The 24,687-nt window shown below is 53.1% G+C and carries 19 protein-coding genes; 6 read left to right on the forward strand and 13 right to left on the reverse strand.

The window, feature by feature from the left end; all coding sequences use genetic code 11:
* The first annotated feature begins 3 nt into the window (after nucleotides 1-3).
* The 3 genes from ACSHSR_RS18310 to ACSHSR_RS18320 are packed head-to-tail and all read left to right on the forward strand — an operon-like array spanning nucleotide 4 to nucleotide 5,641.
* Nucleotides 4-4,227, forward strand: coding sequence for an ankyrin repeat domain-containing protein (locus ACSHSR_RS18310; protein ID WP_479631028.1), 4,224 nt, complete (start codon nucleotides 4-6; stop codon nucleotides 4,225-4,227).
* Nucleotide 4,228: 1 nt separating this feature from the next.
* Nucleotides 4,229-5,056, forward strand: coding sequence for a hypothetical protein (locus ACSHSR_RS18315; protein WP_413735985.1), 828 nt, complete (start codon nucleotides 4,229-4,231; stop codon nucleotides 5,054-5,056).
* A gap of 39 nt (nucleotides 5,057-5,095) precedes the next feature.
* Nucleotides 5,096-5,641, forward strand: a complete 546-nt coding sequence (locus ACSHSR_RS18320) for a hypothetical protein (protein ID WP_208141278.1) — start codon at nucleotides 5,096-5,098, stop codon at nucleotides 5,639-5,641.
* A gap of 127 nt (nucleotides 5,642-5,768) precedes the next feature.
* Here ACSHSR_RS18320 and fdhE read toward each other — a convergent pair whose 3' ends face one another.
* Genes fdhE through fdnG form a run of 4 tightly spaced genes read right to left on the reverse strand, consistent with a single transcriptional unit; the run spans nucleotide 5,769 to nucleotide 11,216 of the window.
* Nucleotides 5,769-6,668 (reverse strand): formate dehydrogenase accessory protein FdhE, encoded by a 900-nt coding sequence (fdhE, locus tag ACSHSR_RS18325; RefSeq protein WP_028781092.1) that lies wholly within the window; start codon nucleotides 6,666-6,668, stop codon nucleotides 5,769-5,771.
* 2 nt (nucleotides 6,669-6,670) lie between these two features.
* Nucleotides 6,671-7,294, reverse strand: a complete 624-nt coding sequence (locus ACSHSR_RS18330) for a formate dehydrogenase subunit gamma (protein ID WP_101060137.1) — start codon at nucleotides 7,292-7,294, stop codon at nucleotides 6,671-6,673.
* On the reverse strand, nucleotides 7,291-8,196 hold the full coding sequence (gene fdxH / locus ACSHSR_RS18335; RefSeq protein ID WP_071237222.1) for a formate dehydrogenase subunit beta: 906 nt from the start codon (nucleotides 8,194-8,196) through the stop codon (nucleotides 7,291-7,293). Before fdxH ends, ACSHSR_RS18330 begins: the two co-directional genes overlap by 4 nt.
* Before the next feature lie 2 nt (nucleotides 8,197-8,198).
* Nucleotides 8,199-11,216, reverse strand: a complete 3,018-nt coding sequence (fdnG, locus tag ACSHSR_RS18340) for a formate dehydrogenase-N subunit alpha (protein ID WP_144158789.1) — start codon at nucleotides 11,214-11,216, stop codon at nucleotides 8,199-8,201.
* 106 nt (nucleotides 11,217-11,322) lie between these two features.
* On the opposite strand from fdnG, the gene ACSHSR_RS18345 reads away from it, so the two are divergent.
* Nucleotides 11,323-11,535, forward strand: coding sequence for a hypothetical protein (locus ACSHSR_RS18345; protein ID WP_479631029.1), 213 nt, complete (start codon nucleotides 11,323-11,325; stop codon nucleotides 11,533-11,535).
* 371 nt (nucleotides 11,536-11,906) lie between these two features.
* Here the strand turns inward: ACSHSR_RS18345 and ACSHSR_RS18350 are convergent, their stop codons facing one another.
* The gene (locus ACSHSR_RS18350) at nucleotides 11,907-13,670 is read right to left on the reverse strand and encodes an alkaline phosphatase D family protein (RefSeq protein ID WP_062793737.1); all 1,764 of its coding nucleotides are present in this window, start codon (nucleotides 13,668-13,670) and stop codon (nucleotides 11,907-11,909) included.
* 247 nt (nucleotides 13,671-13,917) lie between these two features.
* On the opposite strand from ACSHSR_RS18350, the gene ACSHSR_RS18355 reads away from it, so the two are divergent.
* Nucleotides 13,918-14,337: a CBS domain-containing protein gene (locus ACSHSR_RS18355; protein ID WP_025011287.1), complete on the forward strand. Its 420-nt coding sequence runs from the start codon at nucleotides 13,918-13,920 to the stop codon at nucleotides 14,335-14,337.
* Nucleotides 14,338-14,432: 95 nt separating this feature from the next.
* On the opposite strand, the gene ACSHSR_RS18360 is transcribed toward ACSHSR_RS18355, so the two are convergent.
* The 7 genes from ACSHSR_RS18360 to ACSHSR_RS18390 form a co-directional block, all read right to left on the reverse strand.
* On the reverse strand, nucleotides 14,433-14,717 hold the full coding sequence (locus ACSHSR_RS18360; protein ID WP_025011288.1) for a heavy-metal-associated domain-containing protein: 285 nt from the start codon (nucleotides 14,715-14,717) through the stop codon (nucleotides 14,433-14,435).
* Nucleotides 14,714-15,031: a mercuric transporter MerT family protein gene (locus ACSHSR_RS18365; RefSeq protein WP_037437323.1), complete on the reverse strand. Its 318-nt coding sequence runs from the start codon at nucleotides 15,029-15,031 to the stop codon at nucleotides 14,714-14,716. The genes ACSHSR_RS18360 and ACSHSR_RS18365 overlap by 4 nt, the downstream gene beginning before the upstream one ends.
* A gap of 16 nt (nucleotides 15,032-15,047) precedes the next feature.
* A complete protein-coding gene (locus ACSHSR_RS18370; RefSeq protein ID WP_044733682.1) occupies nucleotides 15,048-16,190 on the reverse strand; it encodes a transglutaminase-like domain-containing protein in 1,143 nt (380 codons plus the stop codon).
* A 274-nt stretch (nucleotides 16,191-16,464) separates the two neighbouring features.
* Nucleotides 16,465-17,685: a hypothetical protein gene (locus tag ACSHSR_RS18375; RefSeq protein WP_028781085.1), complete on the reverse strand. Its 1,221-nt coding sequence runs from the start codon at nucleotides 17,683-17,685 to the stop codon at nucleotides 16,465-16,467.
* Entirely contained in the window at nucleotides 17,682-18,332 is a 651-nt protein-coding gene (locus ACSHSR_RS18380) for a hypothetical protein (protein ID WP_025011291.1), read from the reverse strand. Before ACSHSR_RS18380 ends, ACSHSR_RS18375 begins: the two co-directional genes overlap by 4 nt.
* Nucleotides 18,332-22,003 carry an ATP-binding protein gene (locus tag ACSHSR_RS18385; protein WP_071237226.1) on the reverse strand — a complete coding sequence of 1,224 codons (3,672 nt, stop codon included), beginning with the start codon at nucleotides 22,001-22,003 and terminating at the stop codon, nucleotides 18,332-18,334. The genes ACSHSR_RS18380 and ACSHSR_RS18385 overlap by 1 nt, the downstream gene beginning before the upstream one ends.
* A 173-nt stretch (nucleotides 22,004-22,176) precedes the next feature.
* Nucleotides 22,177-22,374, reverse strand: coding sequence for a YheV family putative zinc ribbon protein (locus ACSHSR_RS18390; protein ID WP_025890053.1), 198 nt, complete (start codon nucleotides 22,372-22,374; stop codon nucleotides 22,177-22,179).
* 238 nt (nucleotides 22,375-22,612) lie between these two features.
* Between ACSHSR_RS18390 and nfi the strand changes: the two genes are divergently transcribed.
* Nucleotides 22,613-23,290 carry a deoxyribonuclease V gene (gene nfi, locus ACSHSR_RS18395; protein ID WP_144191338.1) on the forward strand — a complete coding sequence of 226 codons (678 nt, stop codon included), beginning with the start codon at nucleotides 22,613-22,615 and terminating at the stop codon, nucleotides 23,288-23,290.
* 395 nt (nucleotides 23,291-23,685) lie between these two features.
* On the opposite strand, the gene ACSHSR_RS18400 is transcribed toward nfi, so the two are convergent.
* Nucleotides 23,686-24,675, reverse strand: a complete 990-nt coding sequence (locus ACSHSR_RS18400) for a transposase (protein ID WP_208185142.1) — start codon at nucleotides 24,673-24,675, stop codon at nucleotides 23,686-23,688.
* Between the last annotated feature and the right edge of the window lie 12 nt (nucleotides 24,676-24,687).

The raw sequence follows: 24,687 nt of genomic DNA on the forward strand, positions 1-24,687 counted from the left end.
TCAATGGAACATTTCACGGAAGACAGCCGCAGCTTAGGCGGTGCGCTCAAGGACCACATTCTCAACCTGGATCTGGTGGCTATCAGCCAAATTGTCAGCACAGACAATGTCGATCACAGCCTGGTTCAGGACGGACTTCGCCAATGCAGGCCACTGGACTTTGTGCTGGAACAGGCCGATCCCAAGTTTGACAGAGTCGTCCAGCACCTATTAAAACTGGGCGCCGGTATTCGTCACTTGTTGGATAAAGAGCGTAAACCCAATCATCTGCTGCAACGAGCGCTGCGCTCGGCAGAGATGGTGCTGATGCTCAGCGAGCAAGAGGTTAATCTCAATATCCTGTGGCAGGGTGAATTTAACCTCTTGTCATTGGCCACCTGCCGCGGTGACTATCGTATGGTCAAGGCGGTGTTGGAACAGCAACTGGCGCTTTTGGATGATGAATGTTTCTTCTGGCACTGCTTCAGTCGTAACCCGGCGCTGGAGCAACAAACTGTGCAGTTACTGCTGTCTCACGGCATTGAATATCAAGGCAGTGAAGAGCGCGAATATTGTGATTCACTGCTGTTTCAGCTGTTCAACTCTCCCATGCCAGAACTGAAAATACTCTCCATTTTCAATATGTTAAACGAACAGCAATACGACTGTGACTTAGAGCGACGTTACTCTGGTAACACCTTGCTGGCGATGACGATAAAGAATGGTCAACGCCTGTTGTTGACTCGCCTGGTAGAACTGGGAGCGGATATCAGCCACCATCAGCCGGAAGTGGCGCGCATGCTGCTGAACAAGGAGAAGCTGCAGTCCCGTCTGGTACTGGATGACAGCCTGGATCTGTTTTCTGCCGATGCCGCCGAGGCTGAGCGTTATCTGACAACCCAAGCAGATTTCACTGGCAAGTCGGTTATCGGCCCTATCCTGTGTCACACCAACCTGTCATCCAGCCAACGCTGCCGATTTGCCGAGCTGGCCATTGCCAAGGGCGCCGATGTCAACCAGGCATTCGCTTTCACCACGGCCGGTGGCACCGAACTCTTCTGCACGCCTCTTTATGCCTTGTGTTCCATGGAGCAGGACAGACTGGATGAAGTCGCCCTGTTGCTGCGCCACGGCGCCGTGGATCCCGTTGAGAATCGCAGTGCCCTGTTTCTGACTATCAGCCAGGCCAGGCTCGAACTGCTCAAGGTATTGTTGCAAGGTGGCATCAACCCCAACTTTGCTCTGCGCGGCGAGCCGGTGAATGAAAACTGCCGTATGGATGATGAAATGTGGGTAAGCCATTTCTATCCAAGCCATCTCAGGGTTAAGCCCAACCCGGCGCAAAAGCGTGCCATGTTCAGCATGCTGCAGGAGGCAGGGCTCAGCAGCCTGCTACAGACAGATTCCGCATGGACCGCTCTGGATATCGCCTTGCTTCGCAGAGATCATGAGTTTGTGCAGCAGATGCTGGGCGAAGGTTTCCTGCCGCCCTTGAGCCCAAAGACCCTTAACTGGGCGTTCGAATACTGCAGTGACCTGGCCACGCTGGAAACCTTAATTGCCTTGAGTGATACCCAGGTTGAAGTCACAGAGGAGATGGTCTCAGGTTATTTCCACTGTTTCGCCAACAAACCCGAGGAAACCTCTCAGGATCGCGAAGCCATTTTTGAACTCTTGCTGCGTCTGGGATTGGATCTGCAACGGCAATATGACGGAGGTTCACTGCTGGAGCTGGCGATACGCACCCGCAACGAGCCTGTAATACGGCGCCTGTTGCAGCTGAGACAGCAATTCCAGATCCCGGCCGATGCGGTCGCCTGGGCGGTACATTCACTGCAAAGTCCGCAACTTGTGGGCGATATCGTCGCCCTGTTCCCGGATTTTGAACTGGCCGATGTGCATCAGAGCTTCTCCGGCAACCACAAAGCCCCGGCAACGGCAATTACCCTGGCACTGCATAAGAAACGCTGGTCTTTGGCGCAATATCTGTTGCAACGTTTCCCGACTATGCGCGCCTGGACCGAGGTACGTTGGCTGACCGAAGATGTACTGTGGGAGCTTGAAGAGGACGGCCTGGAACTATTCCGGCTTCTGATAGAGCGCGAACAGGATCTGGATCGCCTCTGTTTGGATGGCAATGATGCCTGTCGTTGGAGCCTGTTGTATTTCCTCTGTTTTCGCTACGCCAAGCTCAAACAACACAAACAACTCTATCTCAGTGCGGTGGAAATTCTGCTGGAGGCGGGAGCCGCTGTGGATCAGCCCTACTCCCTGGATGTGGAGCGCACGCCAACCAAACCGGATATCACCCATATTTTCTCCTGCATTCTCTACGATGCGGAAAACGACTTTGAATACTGCCGCCCCATGTTTGATCTGCTGATCGACTATGGTGTCGACCCGACAGTGCCCGTGGGACAGTTCCACGAATCCGGGGTGATGAGTACGGTTCAGAGATATCATTCTATTATCAACGAAGAAACCAGTCTCAAGTTTGTCCGCTATCTGTGGCAAAGAACCGGATTCAACATCCATGAAGTCAACAATCTGGGCAATAACCTGATCTTTGCCGCCGCCATGCCGGGACGCCCGGAACTGCTGCGCTGGTTTGCCGAGCACGGTGCTGACATTCATCATGTCGGCGGCTTCGATCATTCCAATGCCATGCATAAATGTTTGTCCAACTATTCGGACATCAATCCAATCGATCGCGCCAAGACTGTGGCTGCTCTGTTGGATCTCGGAATGGACATAGAGGTACTGGATCCGGATCCCGACTCCAGGGCCACGCCGCTGATGACAGCCTGCACCTTTGGTATTCAATCCTGTATCGACCTTTTGTTGAGCCGCGGCGCCAATATCAATGCCGTCTCGCCTTTGGGCGACACCCCACTGCTGGCGGCCATCACCAGCCAGTACTGTTACGATGCCCACTCTTCTGTCGAAGCCAGCAAGAAGGGGCTGGTCACTCAACTGGTGCAACAGGGAGCCAAGATCAATCAACTGACGCCCGGGCGCAGCCATCCCTTGCTCGAGGCCGCCTTCGCCGATCGCCCCGGGATCTTCGAGTGTTTGCTGGAACTGGGGGCCGATCCCTGGATGCTGGATCCTAATCTCAAGTCTGAATCCTCGGGCAGCATAGGCTTTGTCAAACCGCAAACCCCGGATGCCGATGGCATGAATCCATTGGGCTTTCTGTTGATGCATGGTGAAAAGGCCAGACAATATCTGCAAATAATTGCCCGTTACTATGGTGATGACGTCATAGTCTCGGCGATTGCAGACCTTGAAGCCATGCGGCCACCGGTTTGCCCGGCGCAGGCAGCGGCCAAACTGGCAAAGCTTCAGCAGCCAAAACCACAGCCATCCCAAACACCTCAGGCGCCGGGGGCCGAAACTGAGCCAAGTCTTACCTTTAAAGATAACGAAACCCGGCTCAAATTCCGTCGCATCATCCGCCAATCGGTTACCTTGCAGGGTATCAGCGTTAGTCTGGATCTGGCATTTGAGGAGACCCGCGCCCTGGGCGCGGCCATAGAGGCCCAGTGCCCTGGTGCCAATATGAATAACCCCGTCAACTGGCAACGCTTTATCTGTGCCGTGTTCAATCAAAGAGCACCTGAGCTGGCGCAAGCCCTGCAGCCCCAGGATGATAAAGGTCTATGTGTCTTCGAGGTAGAGCCCGCCAAGGTATCAAGCCTGACTCAGATGCAGGCCTTGGGGCAGTTGTTCCGAGAACTGTTTGCCACCCCGAGAGCTGTGCTGGGCGCCCTCGAGGAAGTACAGCATGAGATTGAATGGCAAGCCGCCAGCGCCGCAACTTCAGCCGAGGACAAGACCACAGAAGATTCTGCACAAGCCCCTGATGAGGCCGTACCATTGGATCTTCGCGATCTGTACCAGATCATGGCCAACTTCGGTTTTGTTAACGTGATCTTCAAGCTGAACTCGACCACTATGAAACAGCTGGCCGCCAGCGTGCAAAGCCTGCTGCCACTGGAGATGAATGCCGAAGACTGGAGCAGGATCATCCAGGCCATCTGCCAAAACCAATTTGGCGAACAGACAGATCTCATCTCCTTTGAGGCCATAGGCAACTACTTCCGGGTGGTGCTTGAGGATGAACCCGGGGTCAAACATGAGCTGGTGAAAAACTTCCGTCAACTGCTGCGGCAACTGTTCCACACAGAGCAGAGCTTCATGCAACAGGTAATGGCCGTACGCCAGCATCTACCGACCGAGGCCTGACTTGAAGGCCATCAACTGGCTGCTGTATGCCCTCCTGATGTTGCTTAGCCTACCGGTAGTTGCACGCTACTACTTGCCGGCCAAACTGGCAGGGCTCAAGGCAGCCTGGGTTTGTCGGCGCCATTTCGGCGCCGACCTCAGAGTGAGTGACTGCCGCCCCTTTTCTGTCGGCGGCGAGTTGGTGCCCCGTAAGGGGCGCTACAATCTGGAGCTCTACAGCCAAACTCTGGGTGAATACCTGAATCTGTACCAGCTTAAACGCGAAGAGATATCGGTTGAGCGCTTGTCGCAGGCGCTGGCAAAACAGCGGCAGCAGGCCCAAGCCGAGCGGGCGAGGCTCAAAGAGCTGTCCGATCTGCTCGGCGGCCCACTGTGGCTGTTTCGTCATCTTCGCGCCAACGAGCTCCACCAGCAGCAACTCTTGCTGGTGACGCCACCGGAAGGGGGCGAGACCCTGACGCCTTGGCTGAAACGCTTGACCCGTCTACTGCTGGATAACCCGGATTGCTGCGCTTATTTGATACTCAAGGAGCGGCAAGCCAACTTGGCAAGCGAGTTGGCGCCGACCTTGCTGCCTGAGCGGCTCGGGGACAATGTCCGCCTCAAGTTAGGCCTCAAGGAGTGCAAATTAAATTCGACTCTGGCGCCATATCAACTGTTTGAGGCGCAGGCTTGCCTCAAAATCTATCGACCAAGGAAGTTTGGCAAGCTGCAGCCGGAAACACAGGGCATAGTGCCTCAAACACTGTCTTTGGACAGCGAGCTTCTGAGCCGGGCCTTTCCCTCACTGATCTTCAGGCCACTGTCGCAAAGCCGCCAAGAAAATTGAATTTAACCATCAATAACTTACACCAACCAAGAGGGACCTATGCCTACAACCTTTATGTCCAGTCACAGACTGGGCAATGAAGCTTGCCCCGAAGATTTGGCCTTCCTGCTTAAACATTGCCGAGACTGGCTTGAAAGCGAGCTGTTCGTCCGCTTTCCTGAAGATGAAGATTGGGCACCGTGGGAGGATACCAGTTACCTGAATGAAGATGACTGGGCCGACCCCGAAATAGCCGCCAACGTTAAAGCCATAAGTGATACCTGCAAGCACATCGCCTTTGTGGCCGAACTGCCCGATGGTGAGTACCTGGGTTACTGGCGCGGTGAAGCCAAGCGCCCGATAGCCGAGAGCCCGCTGGTCAAATACAGCAATGACGGCTGCTTCAGCCTCTGGGGCACGAGTATGCTGCAGGCATTGCATTTCGACATGGAAGAAGCACTCTTGGATGAACTGCGGGAAATCGCCGAACGGGCAGGATGGCAACTGAGCCAGGCCCACTTGAGCGACTACTGCGAGAGCGAAGCGCCGGACAGCCCGGATGAGTTCCATCAGGCCAGATATCAATTCCATCGGCAGCATCCCTGAGCAGGGAAACAACCTTCTGAGCCGACAGGCGTCAAAGAGCAAGAACTAAAAAACAAGGACAGCCCTGAGCTGTCCTTGTTGCTATGAGCTTAATTCGCGTTTTTAGCCATTCACACCAATAACCAAACTAATCAGAGAGCTCATCTGCCAGCAAAAACGGATTTACCGTAGTAGCATGAAAGCCTTTTGCGTTTAACTTGGCATCCAAAGCCATAGAGGCAATATCGTCCGCAACCGCATCCATCCTGGGATCTAGGTTCATAAACAGCATCTTGCTGTAGCCGTGGCAATCATCGCAGCTTTCAATGCGAACCGGCGTCTGATATTTGTCAAACGACCACAAACTCATCTCTTTTGCTTGATTGCAACTGCTGCAATGCGCCCGAATAAAATGCCATTGTGTTTCACACAAACTGCAGTGCAAATAACGCAGGCCTTCACGGGGTTTATCAACCACCACACTGGCTACCGGATGACTGCCACACACAGGACACATGGATTGCTGTTTAATCTCAGTGGTATCCATACGGCTGGCTACGGCCGCTGCCCAATGACTCCAATAAACAGATAACGCAGCCCACAAAAACAAGCGGTATTCTGCCGGTACCTGGCTGAATCGGCCATCCAACAGGCTGCCCGCCCACTGTTGCAGTTGCTCGGGTGTTTGACGCATCAACTGCCGTATCACTTGCACCACATTGGCAGGCACAGTATCCAGCAATTCACTGAGCAGTTGTTGCAACAGTGCTATCCAGTAACCATTTTTCTGGATCCCGCGCAGTGGCATAGTGGCGCCGGTGTCGATATCCGGTGCCGGCCCCATTAGGGTGTCGCATAGTTTATGCTGCACCAACACCATGGAGCGACACAGCGCCAAATAATCTTCCAGCGAAGAATCCTTGGCAAGCTCGGCCAAGCGCTCCGCGCGGCGTAGGTAAACCTCTTTGGGATCGGCCGTGATCAGCACTTTCAAAGCCAAAGGGGAGCTGTCGGTAAAACTTGATGGGATCTCGCCGGCAAGACTCATGGTCAGTTTTCCTCGTGTTCGTTCAACATGGCCGGATGGTGTTTGCGGGCCCAGGCCTTCGACACTTTGCCGTACAACATGCCAGTGATAGAACCTTCAATCCAACAAGCCATCCATACATGCACCACCAAGGCTATAAGCATCAGGATGCCGCAGGCCGAGTGGATCAAGGTGGCCCAGTTCACCGCTTCGGCAGAGAACATAGGAGCAAAGTAGGGCTGCCACATCATGAAGCCGGTGACGATAAACGCCAACACGAAAACCACAAACGAGCGGAACAACATCTTTTGGCCAGGGTTGTAATGACCAACTGGAGGAATGTTTTCCTCTTTCTGAAGCAAAACCCACACAATGGCCTTCATCCACGGCAGATCATACCGGTTCCATTTGTTGTGGTTGTAGTAGCGCAGCAGCATCACTGCCAGCAGCACACACATAGCTATGCCAAAGAAAGGATGCATCACTTTCGCCAGTTGTGGCGTACCCACTATGCCACTCAGCCACTGAAACGATGGAAAGAAGAAGGCAAACCCGGTCAGGAAGGTGACCAGGCCCACAAAGACAATGACCCAATGGCAGATCCGGTCAATGAGCTTATGACGAACAATCATCGGCTGGTTACTCATTGTTTTTCCTCCTCTGCTTCGGTGACAGGCTCTGCATATCCGGGCTGATCTTCCTCAACGATATTGCGACCCACGGTAATCCTGTGCAGCAAGGCAATACCCGCTGTGGCCAACAGGCCGGCAGCGCCCAAAGGCTTCAACCAGTCCTGGCGGATTTCGGTTGCAACCGGTACCCGAGGTTCTATCGGCATACCATAGGTTTCCGGCTTATTGATATTGTGCAGAATCATCATGTAGTGACTGCCGCCAACCCCTTCAGGGTTGTACAGGCCGGCGTTGGCATAACCCCGCTCTTTCAACTGTGCGACCCGCTTTTCTGCGTAGAACAACATGTCTTCGCGGGTTCCAAATCGCAGAGCCCCTGTGGTACAGGTCTTCACGCATGACGGCTCCAAACCCACGGCGAGCCGGTCTGAACACAGAGTACATTTATAGGCCTTGTTATCCTTTGCGCTCACTTTGGGCACATTGAATGGACAAGCGCTGGCACAATAACCACAGCCGATACACTTGTCAGAATCAAAGTCCACAGTGCCGTTGGCGTGTTGCACTATGGCCCCGGCGGTTGAGCAAGCTTTTAAACAAGCCGGGTCGGCACAATGCATACAGGCGGTATGGGTAAACTGCCAACGCAGTTGGTTGTCATCCACAACTTCGTGATATTGCATTATGTTCCAGCTGTCCGGAGACAGAGTCATAGGATTCTGGTAACTGCCCTGGAAAGTACCAACGTCTTCACGCAGGTCGTTCCACTCTGAACAGGCAACCTGACAAGCCTTACAGCCGGTACATTTAGTCGCGTCAAACAGCTTGGTCACATGTTGTACCGCGCCGATGCGGGCATGAGCGGCCGGAGTGATATCTGCGGTACCCGAGCGGCGAATAATATCCTGAGAAGCCATAATCAAAAGCCCTCCGCTTTAGAAATATTCACAAGGAATGCTTTGTATTCAGGAGTTTGCGTATTGGCATCCCCCACTGCAGAAGTCAGCTCATTGACGATATAGCTCTTTTGCGTCAGTGCTTCATAACTGCCATGGCGTGGAATACCTATGGTGTGCACAGCTTTACCTTGTACCATCATGGGTTGCAGACGCTTGGTCACATAAGCCTTGGTGATGATATGGGATCGTTTGGAGGTCACTTTCACCCAATCCCCATTGGCAATACCCTTCTGAGCCGCCAGGGTTTCATCGATTTCGATAAAGTGTTGTGGCTGGGTAATGGCCGCCAAACGGCAGTGAGTCGTCCAGTTGTTGAAGTGCTCTGTCATTGAGTAGGTTGTGCCTACATATGGGAACTCTTCATTGGTCCCGAAGGTTTCACGCATTCCCTGGAACATACGGGCCACTGGGTTATTGGTGACTTTGGGATGCAAGGGGTTGCTCGCCAGCGGTGATTCAAAGGGTTCGTAGTGTTCAGGGAAAGGACCATCTTTCAAATCGCGCAGTGCAAACAAGTGCCCCACCCCATCGGCCTGCATGATGAATGGGTGTGCCGAATCCTGAGCATTCAACTTGGCATTGAAGTCAGGCACATCTATGCCTTGCCACTTACCGTCTTTGTACTCGAGCAATACGCGGCTGGGATCCCTTGGCTTTCCTTGCACATCGCATGAAGCACGGTTGTACAGAATGCGGCGGTTGGCAGGCCATGCAAATGACCAGTTGGGCGTTATCCCCTTACCCGATGGGTCACTGTTGTCGCGGCGGGCCATCATGTTGCCCTGCTCTGTCCACTGACCTGAGTAGATCCAGATACCGCAGGACGTTGAGCCGTCGGCTTTCAATTCAGTGAAGCTGTTCAGCAGCTTGCCGGTTTTAAGATCGTAGCCGTTCATCTCTTTCGCCAGCTCTTCCGAACTTGGCTCATGTTCGATGGCATAATCCCATTTGATTGCTGCAATAGGCTCGGGCAAACGGCCGCCTTCTTCACGATACAAGCGTTTCAGTTCCAGCATGATACCGGAGAGAATGGCAGGATCCGACAGGGCTTCTCCCGGTGGATTGGCACCTTTAAAGTGCCATTGCAGCCAACGGCTGGAATTGGCAATAGAGCCGCTTTCTTCGGCAAAACAGGTGGTTGGCAGACGGAATACTTCGGTTTGAATATTGGCGGTATCAACATCGTTGAACTGCCCCGCATTACGCCAGAAACTTGAGGTTTCATTCGCCAAGGCATCCAGAATGACCAGAAACTTCAGGTTTGATAAACCTTTGGATACTTTCTGTTTATCTGGTTGAGAGTTCAGGGTATTGATACCTTGAATAAAGTATCCATTTACTTCACCGTGAACCATCATGTCTATCTGTTTGTTGATATCGTACTGTTGATCCCATTTGGGCAACCAGTCATAGCCGTAATCGTTTTCAGCCGTGGCGTAATCGCCGTAGAAAGATTTCAGCAGCGACACAGTAAAGGCCGGGTAGTTATGCCAGTAATTGGTTGAATTGGGACGCAGCGGTTTGGGCGTGTAATGGTTCAAGTAGGCTTCAAGATTAATATCCTGATCCTGTGGCAGTTTCAGATAACCAGGCAGACCTTGGCACAGCAACGCCAAGTCAGTAGCCCCCTGCACGTTTGAGTGACCACGCAGCGCATTGACCCCACCGCCCATGATCCCCATGTTACCCAGCAGCAACTGGATCATCGCCATGGTACGAATGTTCTGCGCACCGACACTGTGTTGCGTCCAGCCCAGCGCATACAGGAAGGTGGCCGCTTTGTTGTCGACATGGGTAGCCCCAAGCTGTTTGCATACATCCAAATAGGCTTCTTTGGGGGTACCTGTGATACTCGAAACCGTATCAGGGTCGTAGCGTTCAACGTGCTTTTTCAACAGGTTCAATACACAGCGGGGATGCTGCATGTTTGGATCGACTTTAGCGTAGCCTTCATCATCCAATTCGTAGAACCAGGAAGACTTGTCATAGGTGTTGGCCGTTTCATCAAAACCACTGAACAGCCCCTCGTTGAAGTCAAAGTCTTCACGCACGATAAACGAGGCATTGGTATAGGCTTTAACATACTCAAGGTTGATTTGATTGGTGCTGAGCAGATAACGGATGACCCCGAGCAAGAAGGTGATGTCTGTACCTGATCGCAATGGAGCATAGGTATCGGCCACAGCAGCGCTGCGGTTAAAGCGAGGGTCCACCACAATCAAGCGCGCATTATTGTGCTCCATCGCCTCGGTTACCCAACCAAAGCCAACCGGATGAGCTTCAGCCGCATTTCCCCCCATGACAATCGCCAGATCGGTATTTTTCATATCGGCCCAGTGGTTGGTCATGGCTCCGCGGCCAAAGGTCGGTGCCATGGCGGCCGGTGTCGGCGCATGGCATACCCTGGCAATGTTATCCAGGCCCAGCATGCCTATGGCACGACCAAATTTATGGGTCATGAAGCAACCTTCGTTGGCCTGTGCCGACGAGGTCATCATCCCCAGACTGGTCAAACGGTTTACAGTTTGGCCCTTGGCGTTTTTCTCAACCAGGTTCGCGTCACGCTCATCCTTGACCAAGCGAGCGATGCGTTTAAACGCTTCCTCCCAACTGATACGTTGCCATTTATCACTGCCGGGAGCCCTGACTTCAGGGTATTTCAGTCGATGAGGACTGTTCACGTAATCCACCAACCCGGCCCCCTTGGGACACAAGGCACCGCGATTGATTGGGTTATCGGCATCACCTTCGATGTGGAAGATGTGCTGCTCGGCATTCTTGCCATTACTGCTTTGGCTGTACATCAATAAGCCACAACCTACTGAACAATAGCAGCAGTTATTGCGCGTCTCTTTCGCCCTGAGCAGTTTGAATTGTCTGACCGCAGCAAATGCCTTTTCAGACATCAATCCCAGTGCAGAGATTGCAGATGTTGCAGCTCCGGCAGCACAGAGTTTGAAAAACTGTCGTCTGTTCATTGTCATTTCACACACTCTCTTGTTATGTGCAATTTCCAACTGCGGCATGGGTGCCACAGACTCGAGTCAGGTAAAGTCCTTACTCACAGCAGGAGTATCCTAAGAAATGACAATAAATAACAAATACAGACATGTGATCAACAACACACTATCGCGGCCACAGAAATTAAAACCAAAATTAATTTATGAAAAAGAATTAAAAACCAAAGGCCAATTTAAAAACACAAATCAACAGGATTTAGCTCCAAATAGCCATTGGTCAAATTATCTGGTCAAAATGACCATAATGTATAACTTTGATAGTGAAGCAATTAATTAGCGTGACATACATCACCAATTAATCAATATAGAGTCTGTTAATAGAGCTAAATCAGCAAAAGCTTATTTGTGACCTATTTCTCACTTCAAGGATCTTTAATTTCACTAGAGAGGGGAAATTCGCATCAAACAGCAGAGAGCTGCTAATTAAGCACATGGTGATACTTGGTAAATTGGCTGGCAAAAAAGCACTGATAAATGAACCTGGCAGACTGAAAATATTTAAAGATTCTGGCCATATTTTGAATCGAAAAAGGACAGTTCTTGGACTGTCCTTTTTTCAGGTATGACTTTAAGTTTTCGTTTGGCACCTATTTCAAACCCAACTCATCCAAAAAGGTGCAAACGCCTCAGGCATGCCTGAAACACTTGTCAGCCAAGCAAGATCCCCGGCTTTCCATCCAAAGAACGGGCAATGGCACGGCGCCCCTCTGCTTCAGTGAAATCTTTGCTCAGAATGCTGTCCACATAGAACCACTCGCTGACCACCTCTTCGCTGCTGAAGGTCAGCGTCATATAACCCCGGTTCAACAGATTGGCGTATTTAAGGTCATCCACCAGCCCTACAACGGCCGCCTCTGTCGCCGGGATCTGCTCTGAAGGCAGGTTGAGGTAGTACTCAAGCCCAGGGGAGGAAACCGAACTGGTGGCAAACTCAACCCCAACCATGTTGCCATCTTTGTCCTTGAGATCATTGGCCCAGGCATTGTGGGTATCACCGGCAATCACCACCAGGTTTTTACCCGAGGCCCGGGCAGTGGCCAGCACGACTTCACGCTCATAGGCATAGCCATCCCAGGCATCCAGGTTGTAGGGGATCGATGGCAGTTGCAAAAGTGCCAGCACTTCCGGCGTCAGTTTGGCCTGGTTGGCCGCCAGATAGGTCAGTTCCGCTTGGGTCAGTGTCGGATCGCCGGCCTGAGCGCGAGCCGCCAGCTGCGCCAATGCCGCCAACTCGGCAAACTGCGGAATAGACAGCTGCTGAGTGGCTATCGCCGCCGGCAACATCATCCGCCCCATCAGTATCTGCTGCCCCAAAAGCTGCCACTTGGCGCTGGATTGCAACAGTTTTCCCTGCAACCACAGCAGTTGGGTCTGGCCCAGAAGCGTACGCTGAGTGTCGGTCACGTCGGCGAGAAACTGCTGATCGTTGAAAGCGCCGGTAGCCGGATCCAGATAGTTGCCATAGTCCAACTGTTTGTCACGGGCCAACACCCGGGTATCCAGCATATGCAGATCCAGCAGATCGCCGAAGCTGAAACTGCGGTAGATCTCTTCATGATTGCCCTCGCGCCATGGGCGGATAGGCAGCCATTCGAAGTAAGCCTGCAATGCCGCCTGTTTACGGGCGTCGAAGTCCCCTTCCCCTTGGTTATGGTTTTCGGCACCATCCTTCCAGGTGTCGTTGGCCACTTCGTGATCGTCCCAGACGGTAATAAACGGCAGCTTGGCGTGCAGCTTCTGCAAACTGGCATCGCCGCGATACTGGCCATAGCGGGTACGGTAATCGCTCAAGGACAGCAACTCTCCCGCGGGTAGTACCTCACGGCCCAGCTCGGCGGCATGTTCACTGGCATAACCACCACGGCCATACTCATAGATATAGTCGCCCAAGTGCAGCATGGCGTCGAGATCGTCCCGCTGCGCCGCCAATTCATAGACATTGAAGTAACCGGCCGGGAAATTGGCGCAGGACATAACCGCCAGTTTGACCGAATCGACCGCGCCCTCGGGCAGGGTCTTGGTCATACCGACTGTGGATGTCTTGTCACCCGTCATAAAACGATAGAAGTAGCGGCTGCCGCTCTCCAGCCCTATGGCATCGACTTTAACCGTGTAGTCACGCTCGGCATTGGTCACCATTTCACCTGTGGTCACCAAGTCGCTGAAGGCACCATCACGGGACACCTGCCAGGATACTCTGACATCCCCCGCCGTTTGCGGCGTTACCCGGGTCCAGATAATCACGGCATCCTGAGTGGGATCACCGCTGGCGACACCATGAAGAAAATCGGCGGCGACAGTATTGTCATCATTGTCACTGGAGCAGCCCATCAGGCCATATGAAAGTACGGCAGCGCCAACACCTTTGGCTGAGAGGGCAAGAAAGTCACGACGGGAGAAGTTGCGGGTCATTGTTATTATTCCTTTAAAAACGCTTCATAATGCTGGTATGAGGTCGGATGTCCAGATTGTGAAGTCAAACTATTACACAATTGTGACAACCAGGTAAACATCTGTTGATATTCAAACGAATTCAGTCGGTTAAACAAAATGACGTCCGCTTTAGGCCAAGGCACTTGCAGCCTGCGGTAACAGGGGGCAAAATGCCTTACAGGACAGAGAATTAGCCCTCTCAGGGCTCAGGTGAAGGAACAAGACAATGAAAGTCAAAGACATCATGAGTACCCAGGTGGTGTGTATCAGTGACGGCGCCAGCGTCAAGGACGCCCACCAACTGATGCATTCCCGGGGCGTGCGCCATCTGCCGGTGATATCAGAAGCCAGCGGCACTCTGGTAGGGATACTCACTCATAAAAAGATGATTGCCACTGTAGTCAATCTGCTGACCCGCTACGGTCAGGGGGCGCTGGAACGAAAAGAACGCGGTACCCTGATAGCCGATCTGATTGAAACCGACTTTGAACCACTCAAGGCCGATGCACCTCTGACCCAAGTGGTGGATTATTTTATCGCCAACAAGCATGGCTGCCTGCCTGTGGTGGACGAGCACAACAAGGTGCAGGGCATAGTCACCTCTTCTGACTTCGTCAAACTTTGCCGGGCGTTGCTCAAGGCTTGAACCCATCAAAAAAGCGTGCTTAGAGCACGCTTTTTTGGACAGAGCTTTTGCTTTTGGCGCAAGCTGAACCTATTGAATGAACCAGGTCTTAGAGCTTAGGCCTCTGGCTCTATCTTATTGATACTGCCCTTATAGCCGGTTTCATCCACCGCCTTTATCAGCGCATCCATATCAAAGCCTTCAGGCACTATCACTCTGGCCTGCTGGGTCTTGAGCGAAGACTTGGCCTTAATCACGCCCTCTGTCTTGCGCAGCGCCTTGTTGATTACCGTGACACACAAAGGGCAGGTCATGCCTTTAACATCCAGGGTAACCACCAGATTGCCCGCCCAGGCAAACGGCGTGCACAGCAGCAGTAAAACCAGTAACAAGCTTCTCATTCAAACACCTCTAACAGCCAAGGTAATACAAAAGGGTAAAGCTGAAACGCCAATACCACAGGCACTGCCAGCCAGTAGAGCAGCAACATTCTGGTGCGGCTCATGGTCGCGGTGCACAGAGGCCTTTTGGAAAAATACAAACGCCAAAAACCCAGCAGGATCAACAGAGTCGACAGCGCCAGCATGGGCACTTGCAGCCAGCCCAGCTGTTCAATGCCCGACAGCGAGGCCGCCGATACCCCAAAAACCAGATAGATCAGCGGCCCAATACAGCACAGACTGGAGGCGACAGCGGCAACAACGGCTGCTGCCAGTGTCGCCAAAAACCCCTTAGAGCTGTTCTGTTGACTGGAAATCATAGGCGAAAACTTTAGGGTCATAGTAGTTCACAGGGTCGCCATCCACTTCGGCATAAGGATAGCCAAAGTTGTTCAGCGGCGTCTGCTCGGCCATGGGCGCCAGATCAAAGTCACGACCGAAGTTGAAACCAACCCAGTTCATTTCCCAGTTACCGAACAGATAGTCGTTGACCGCCTGCACATCGGGATCCTGGTGTTGCTTGTTCTCGGTCAAACGCATCTTGGTCACATCCGCAGGGTCGGCCGGCAACCAGCCGTAACCCGCCAGATAGAACATGGCACGGCAGTGCTGACCACCACTGACCTTGGCCAGGCCGTTGGCATCACTGCTGCCGAAGGCTTTCTTGGAGTATTTGCCCATCTTAATAGCCTGTCCAACACGGATCCCGAACATCTCCCGGGCAGGTATGCCGGCGGCGCGAGCCAAGGCCACAAATACCGAGTTGATATCAGTACACTTGCCACCCAGTTTGCCGCTCTCGAGAATAGTGGCCACATCACCCGTACCGCAACCGATAACATCGTTGTCGCGGAACATATTGGCGCTGACCCAGTTGTAGATGAGGCGGGCCTTTTTCAGCGGGTCGGTTTCCTTGCCAACAATCTTGTCTGCAGTCTGCTTCACTATGCCATCAATGGGCATATGCTTGGTGGGCAGCAGATAGCGCTCCACATCCACCGGGTACTGGATGGTTTTTGGCGCGCGATAATGCTCTAGCTCGCCGTTTTTCAGCGGTTCCCAGTCGAGGGTTTCCAGCTCCATGACCAACTGCAGCTCCATCTTGCCTTTGGCATCAGGCCAGGTGGCAAACAGAGTCTTGGCGCCATAGCTGTTATCGGCGGTGATATAGGCGTCCTGGAAATTGCCTTTGAAGTTCAGCTTACGTAGCTGCTGAAACTGGGTGTCTTCCACCAGCGGGATCCACAACTTGACCACGCCCTCTGAGCCCTCGGGTGCGATCAGTTGGTAATCTTGAGTCAGGGTGAAATGTCTGCGGCCGTCGGCGGAATAATGCTCGACGGCCTTGGTCTTCGATGTGGCCGCCATCACAGGGCTGATGATACCGGCCGTCGACAAAATAGCCGCAGTTTTTAAAAAATTGCGTCTTTGCATTATTCGATTCCTTACGTTTGATTAACAGACGAGTCAATGAGGTGCCCGCTGGCGGGCCGAAGCATTATAAGTGGCGGCCCCTGGCACCGCAACAAAGCCGCAGACACAGGGTCAGTGCAGCCAGAGTCATCAGCAAGGTGGAATAGTAAGAAAAATTAACAAGTTTGCGAGACAAAACAACCATATTGGTCATCTTGTCTCGCCTTACGTTTACCAATGTAAAGCCGGTATGGCAGACAGAAAAACCGGCGCCGGATCACATTCTTACCTGGGCTTATCTCAGCCCCACTTCCACGTCGCGGATAATGAAGTTACCCGAATAAAGCGGATGGGGTTCACCCAAAGGCTCCAGGGCAAAGAAGCGTTTGTGCTCTTCACTGAGCCCCTCGAAGCCGCCTATCACCTGATAGAGCCAGCTTTCCGGATCCCAGGACAGCTGTTGCTGCTGCAGATATTCCAGCGCCGAAGTGTTACGGCCCGAGTCAATGACGGCGCAGAAGTACTCATCCACCGCCTCTTTGAGCGGGTTATCCGGCATATCAAAGTCTTCCTGAGGATTAACCGCAACCGGCACGTCGTGCTCCTGCAACCTCTTGGGCAGATGGTCACGACTGATAGCCTTGATACGGGCCACCATCTCCATCAGTTGCAGTTCCTGGCCGCTGTTGTTCACATCCACAGATGCCGGTGCCAGCAAGGCCTCAGCATGATTGAACAGCACAGGCACCTGCTTGTGCGCCACATGGTCGGCCACCTGGTAGTCTGGGTGCAAATCTGTATACAGCAACCAGCCTTTGAGCAAACGGGTACGACCGCGGATCTGCCTGAAGCGTCCCAGCAATTCCAGTAGACGCCCCTGCACCACACTCAGCTCCTGGGTGCAATCACTGAGAGTGTCCTGCAACATGGTCACCAGCAGGCGGCGCAGCTCACGGATATCACCGGCAATTTCGCCAAGCTCGGTAAACTCAAACAGCTCCAGGCCGTTAAGCAGTTCCGATACCTGGCTCTGGGCCAGCTCGTTTTCACGGATCTTGGCGTTAATTGAACCCACATAACCGAACTCGTTATTGATCCGGCCCCAGAGCACACGAATGGAGTAACGCAGGCTCTCGGTGAAGCTGAATACGTGTTCGGTCAAGTCCGCCAGATAGGCTTCGGCGGCGCTGTAATCCACACTGGCGCGCGCCTCACGGTAGTGATTGGCCAAGGTCTTGATGGTGGCCAGGGCCGAACCGACGTTGGCGTTGATCTGGCGGTTACGCTCATCCTTGAGGCCCTCTTCCAGCAGGGCCCTGACATTACGCGACAACCTGAGCGGTTCATCCGGCTCGGGGCGCCAGAGAATGCCGTTGTCGGTAAGCTTCTTCAGCAGCGCAGGTTCCTGCCGGGTCTCGTCCAGACTACCGGAGAGATAGGCGTCCATCACCAGTTCGGCGTTACGCCCAAGCAGCCTCAGCAGCTTGACCCCGGCCTGATGCAGGTTGCTGCTCATATCAGATCCCTCTGGGTGGCGGTTTCAGCCTGAGCCTCCAAACTGAGGCCCTCGGTTTCATCGATAAAGCGGATCACTTCATAGAGGTAATCCAGCTTGCCGGTGGCGATATAGATCTGTTTTTCCGGATTCGGCCGCACCAGATAGCCCAGCTCCTGCAAGCGCTTGAAAACCAGTTTGATCTGGCCATCGACACTGCTTGAGCTGGAGCCGAACAAGCGATACTGGCTCAGCTTGGCCAGTTGCTCGCGAAACGCCGGCGTATCCTCAATGCGGCTCTGCAATTCAGTAAGCCGCACCGCCGCGCCTTCGGTCAGGGGCGCGTCCTGGCCGCTGGCTTCCTGCACCAACACCAGCCATTCCACCATGGGGATCAACGCCTGGCAGATATCGCGAAACTGCGCCGAAATCACTTTGCGCTCGTCCTCTCCCAACTGCAGATAACCGCAGAAGAAGACTTCTCCCTCGGCGGCCTGGGCCACAGTGCGGTTGATTTGGTTGAGATAGGCCTCGACTCTGTCACGGGTGGCCGGGCTCTTGAGTGAGCGCCAACCTTCCTCATCCGTGGTGCGGCAGATAAATTCACCCTTGAGCAGACGTTCAATCAGGGCACCTGAGCCGACGATAGTGCTTTGCAGTTCGCTCATTACACCGCCTCCTTGGCCAAGCGCTCAGAGAGCTTTTGCGCTATGGGATCGACCTTGGGTTTAACCACCTGCAGTCGCTTGGTCTGCTTGTTGATGATGTAGCGGTTGGCAAACAAATTCAGTACCTCGGACTCAGGGTTGGGGAAAGCACCCAACACGCTGATATTGTTGTTTTCACAGGCATCGAAGATCTTCTTCACGTTAGCGTGGTGCAAGGTGCCCAGCTCATCAATCGGCCAGTGCACAGTGACATCCGCCTTGCCCCGCAGCAAGCGGGTAAAGGCCAGCAGAAACTTACAAAGAATCAGATAAGCCATACCATGACTGGATGACTCGTTGAGCTGACGGTCGGTGCGGATCACCAGATCCGAGTTGCCCTCCTTGAGGCGCAGCTCAATCTCCAGCAACTTGGCGATGCCGCCGGTCAGGGCCGAGCGGCCTATAATATCCAGGGCCCGGCGCATGCTGTTGGTATAGTGCTCATCCGGCAGGCCGGTGAAGCCTTCGGCCTTCCAGGCACGGAACGCCTTGACGAACAGCTCCAGCTCAGGCCAGAACTCCAGTTCGCTGATCCGCGAGCGGATCCTGACCGCAGATTCAGAGACGCCATCGAGGAACAGCTCCTCCCCGACTTCGCGGGTAATACGGGCGCTCTGGGAGGCAATACGGCGGTCGATATCGGCCAAGACATCGTAGAAGGCGGTCAGGTCGACACCGAAGATTCGGCCCTGTTCACGCAGCGCGGTAATCGACTGCGGCACCATCACATTGAGCAACTGGGCCAAATGCGGCACCAACTTGCGGTAATCCAGCAGTCGTATGCCCTTGTCATTGACAGAGCTGGACTCTTCACGGGCCTTTTCCCAGAACTCGGATAGGCTGGAGCCTGACTTGCTGGCAATCACCTGATCGAAATGATCCACATACTGCCTGACCGAACCCAGCAGATGCTCCCGCTTGAGCAACAGCTCCTCGCCCTGACGCAGACGTTCACCCAGGCTGCCCTGAGGCTCTTCATCGTTGCGCGGCAATTTCAGCTCGGCCAGCTTACGCAGCAAGGCGCGCAACTTGGTGAGGTTTTCCGAGGCCTCTACCTGAGCGGCATCAGACTGGCGCCTTTGTTGCTCAAGTTGCTGGCGGGCATGTTTGACTTCGTTAGCCTTGCTCTTCAGCTGCTGATCCAGCTCGGAGGCGGCGCGCTTGACTTCGCCCAAGTCGGTCACCAACTTGGGTTTACGCACCAGCCAGGTATGCTGATACCAGTCGTCATAGCGCAGCACTTCACTGCGGCGCTGCTCGGCGGCGGCAATGGCACCTTCCAACTCACGGATCTCCCGCTTGAGGGCGAGAATTTTGTCTTCATCCACCCCGCGGGACTTAAGCTCGTTCTTGTACCACTGCTCGCAGGCTTTTTGCTCCTCTTTGGCACGACTGCGACGCTGATTGATGCTCTCTTTGAGCTGTTCCAGATGCTGCTCCAGCGCGCCGACCACTTCCTGCCAGTAGGCGTTCTTTTCCATTCTGGCATCCAGCGCCTGCTCTTTGAGCTCCTCCAGCCATTCCAGGTGCTGGTTGCGCAGCTGCTTCATCTCCTGATCCAGCAGCGTCAGGCGTTTACCGGCCTGTGCCTTACGCTCAGCCAACGCCTTATTGATCTGCTCCTGCACAGTGCGGCGCTCCTCGAACAGACGGCGCAAATCGTCACGCAAATTCTTGTATGCCGTGCGGGCAAAGGTCAGCTCGCGGCTGAGTTTATCCAGCGCTTCGTTGGCCTGCACCAGGCGCTCTTCCGCTTCTTCCTGCAGCCCATAGGCGTTTTGAAGGGCATCTTCGGCCTTGGCCAGCTTGGCCCTCAGCTCAGGCTCTGAACTGGCGTATTCGGGGATCTCCAGCGCCTTGAGATCCAATGAGATCCCGAAAAAGCTGTCACTTTCGACGCCGACATTGGGGTGCAAGTCAGTGCGGTGCAGCAAGTCGGGATGTACCACCTTACCCAGGTGCTGCTCCCAACCCGGCACCTCTTTACGCAGGAACTCCAGCAAGGTGTGGGACTGGGGGAACAGCATGTGTTTGAGATCGTCCAGATCGCCCTGGCGCTCCGTGACTCTGAGCGCGGCAATTCTGAGTGATTCGCTGGCCTGATCCCTGAGTGAGCGCTGCTTGCGCTCTTCGCTCATCAGCCGCTCCACCTTGGCGTTGGCAGCCTCCTGCTCGGCATCGGCACGGTCGATACGCTCGTCGAACACCGCCAGGCTGAGTTTCTCCTCCTCGGTATAAGTCACACTGTCGACCTGCAGCTTGAGCTCGGCCGCATTGAGCTTGAGTTGGTACTCCTGCTCCTGGAACTTGGCCTTGCCGTTTTCCTGCTGTTCACGGAATTCGGCATCGAGGCGCGCCAAGTCTTCCCGGGCCACTTCACGCTGCTTGTCGCGGGCCTCGCGTTGCTTATCCAGCTCCTGCTGCAGCTTTTCCAGCTCCTTGTTGAGCTGTTCGCCAATCTTGCTGCGGCGAGCGTTATAGGCGGCTTCTATGTCCTGGTGTTTCTCTGTCTGCAGCTTGTGTCTTTCGCTGAGGTTATCAAGATCGCTACGCCACAACGGCAGCTGTTCCAGATTGGACTTGGCCTGTTCGATATCGGCATCGAGAAACGCCGCATGCTGGTTTTCGATGGCGTCGAGTTCATATTCCAGCTTGGCGACATCGCCCTTGGCGGCAGACAGCTCCTGGTTAAGCTCATCGCGCTGCTCTTTCCACTCATCATCCAATGCCTTGAGACGGAAGTTCAACTCCCGCGACAGGGTCTGATTTTGCTCCTGACGCTGGGCCTCCAGCACTTCGTCATTGCGATAACCCTTGGCCAGGCTGCCAAGGCGTAGTTCGGCCGACAGCAGTTCGTTGAACTCCTGCTCCAGCTTGTCAAATTCGGGACGGATCTGCTCAAACCCGGCGATCAGCTGACTCTCGCGGATCCAGGCCTCGACTCGTTGTGGATTGAGCCTTGATGCCGGTGGGTTAACGCCATCTTCTTCCAAAATGGCGGCGATCATCGACTTGACCGTTTCCATTTTGCCTTCTTTGGAATGCACCGCCTTGGCCAGCTTTTCGATATGGCGCAATGAATGGTCGGCCTCGCACAGAGAGAACAAACGGGCATAGCTGCGCAGCTCAGTGCGGCTGGTGCCTGTGTTCAGCAAGGTGCGATCATTCTGGATGATGGCGCGAAACTCTCGGGTATTCAAAAGCTTGGTATGGTTCACTCCGGCGCGTTTCATCTCGCGACCCAGTTCGGCCATGGTATGGCACAAAATAGTGTCGCCGTTTTGGGACTTGATATAGTCTTCCAGTTCAAATCCCTTGGCGATAAAGCGGTAGTTGACCCCTTTGCCGTCGCCGGCCGAGGCCAGCACCGCCTGATACAGCAAGCCATCACTCTTTTGGTATTCGTAAATGATATAGCTGGATTCTCTGGGCAGATACCAGCGCTCGAAGCTGTCACGGGTCGAAGGCACGACCCGGCTGGGGTATTCACCATAAAACACAGGCACCAGACGCTGCAGCGTGGTCTTACCCGAGGCGTTGGTACCACAGATATTGGTATGGCCATCGAGCTTCAGTTCCACCACGCCCGGCAGATGGGTGTCGATCAGCACTATTCGAATCAAGCTTGGCATATAAATCCTTATGCAGACAGCAAGCACCAAACGGCCAGAGGCCCCGGCACTCGCGGCAACAGGCGGGCAAACCGCCTCAATACAGCAAAACCCTTAAATTAATGGAAAGACCCACCCTTGGCAATTGAAGGGCCGGTAAAGAAAGCGGGATCCGCTGCGGGTTTCAAAGAATATTATTCAGGTTTGAACAGGCCTATCACTTCACCTGTCGCCTTATGGCTGACCTTGTCATCGGTCTGCTGCTCGCGGTAATCACACTCGACACACTCGACCGTTTCTATGCCGTTCTCCTTGAACAGCACTATGCTGTCCTGAGCCTGACATTTGGGGCATTTGGCACCGGCCACAAAGCGTTTCTTGATCCTGTTCATCTTCTGAGTCTAGTTGATAAGCAATGGCGCTATTTTGCCATATCTGTGGCCGCTGTGGCGCATTTTAAACAGCATTACGGCAATGTTTGCGCCAAGGCGCTGGAAAAGCGGGGGATCCCTGTGCCGGATGATGACGTTAGCAAAACAGGCCTGCTGGTATCCGAAAGCCAAAGTTATAATGAAAATATCCGGCTATCGGGTACAATCGCCTGCTGTAGCGCGGATAGGGAAATCAATAATGGATCTTATTATCAAGCATGACTGGAATATTAGCGAAGTAGAAGCTCTGGCTTTACAAAAAGAGCTTGCAGCCAAAGTTGTAAAGACAGATCAGTTTAATGAAATCAAACTGATCGCTGGTGTTGACGTTGCCTATAAAAAAGATAACGACAGCTTAGTTGCTGCTGTTGTTGTTCTCGATGCCAATAGTTTAGAGATTGTTGAAACAGCAACCGCAGAAGACAAGGTTCAATTTCCATATATTCCAGGACTATTTTCCTTCCGAGAACTACCACCATTAATTCAAGCATTCGCAAAACTTCAGCACTCACCGGATTTGGTCGTGTGTGATGGACAAGGTTATGCACATCCCCGTCGTTTTGGCTTGGCTTGTCATCTTGGCGTTATTTTTGATATCCCCACCATTGGCTGTGGTAAAACACGATTACTCGGCGAACATCAAGATCCAAGTCCAATAAGAGGAGCTATTGCACCTCTAATGGATCACAATGAAGTAATTGGTAATGTGTTGAGAACTCAGACAAGGATCAATCCTATCTACGTTTCAATTGGTCACCGTATTTCATTATCAACTGCTTGTGATTGGATTCTGAAGCTTTCACCTAAATATCGTTTACCAGAAACGACTAGGCAAGCAGATCAACTTGTGAATGCCAGCCTTAACCGGTTAAGATAAAATCACCTCACCATTGAATTCAACATAACAGTTCGGCCTGTTTTTTAAAAGCTCTTAATGATTCAACCTCAACAGAAATTTATTAAAAAATCAACTTGTCAATATTTTCATGCGATAAAATATTACTAATATCCTCTGAAGAAATAGCTGCAAAAAAATCAAGCCACCTATCACTTAATCTTCTCAGATATATAGGACATCCTAAACACTTTCTGAGCTATAAGGAAAAGGAAAAGCTCACTGCAGGGTGTCAGTCTCTGATAAATAACGACGGATTTTTGGAAATGAGACTCTCTGAGATGAGTAATCTGCGTGCTTCATACAAAAACTGCGGTTGCCAGGCATGCCAACGGCAGGCTTAAGCCTGTTGCTGCAAAATCACCAACGGTTTAAGGTTAATGGGGATGTATTGCTTGGCTTTGTTGCTTACCCCGGCACCATTTACCACCATATTTGGCCTTCATGGCACACATCGCATCCCATCGGCCACTCATGCTACTGTACTGACGGCGAAACTCCTTGGCGGAAGTTATCCAGGCATCGTCACTGATACCAAGCTCAAGCAGTAGTTTGGGTCTGGAAGAGGCAATAAAGCCACGCTTGTCTTCCCGCACCGCCCGGCCTGTCCAATCAATCAGCTCCAGATAGTCGGCAAAGTGAAACGGGATACCGCTTTGTTCTGCGGTAGTTGCTGCACCGTCAAATTGCAGCAGTGGCTTAATTGAAGCGTTGGCAGATGCAGGCTCAGCAACTTCCTCTATGCGCTCCTGAATGGATGTGTAATCAGAAGCTTGCAGCGAATCTGCAATACCGGCGCGAATGGGATTTAAATCCACATACATCATGCAGGCCAGTAGCGCCTGTTCATCGAGCAACGCCTGCGACTTAAAGCGTCCTTCCCAGAATACGCCCTTGCAGCCATCTTCTCGATTGGCCTTGCGGGCGATATCTTCGTTTAAACAGCGCATAAACCAACTGATACTGCCAAGGCGTTCCTGCCAATTACCAATCAGCGTATCCAACAGTATTCGCTCACCGTCTGAGAGACTATCGCCCTTGAGGAACTTTGCCGCCACAGGATTGCCACTAAAGAGCAATGTCCAACGTTCAATGACTTCAAATGGCGACAACGATTGTTGTGCAGCAAGGTCGATTTTGAGCACCAAATGGTAGTGATTATTCATGACCGCATAAGCGCAAACGTCGATGCAGAATACTGACGACAACTGCCTGATTTTATCCACTATCCAGCCACGTCTATGTTCGTAACTGCGCCCCGACAGAGCGTCTTCACCACACAAAAATGCCCTTCTGACGCAACGGTTAATCACGTGGTAAAAGGGCGTACTTTCAGCATCTATCAACTGGCGACGGGCAGTGGTCATAACCAACCTCGA

This window comes from Shewanella sp. VK101 (assembly GCF_056497865.1).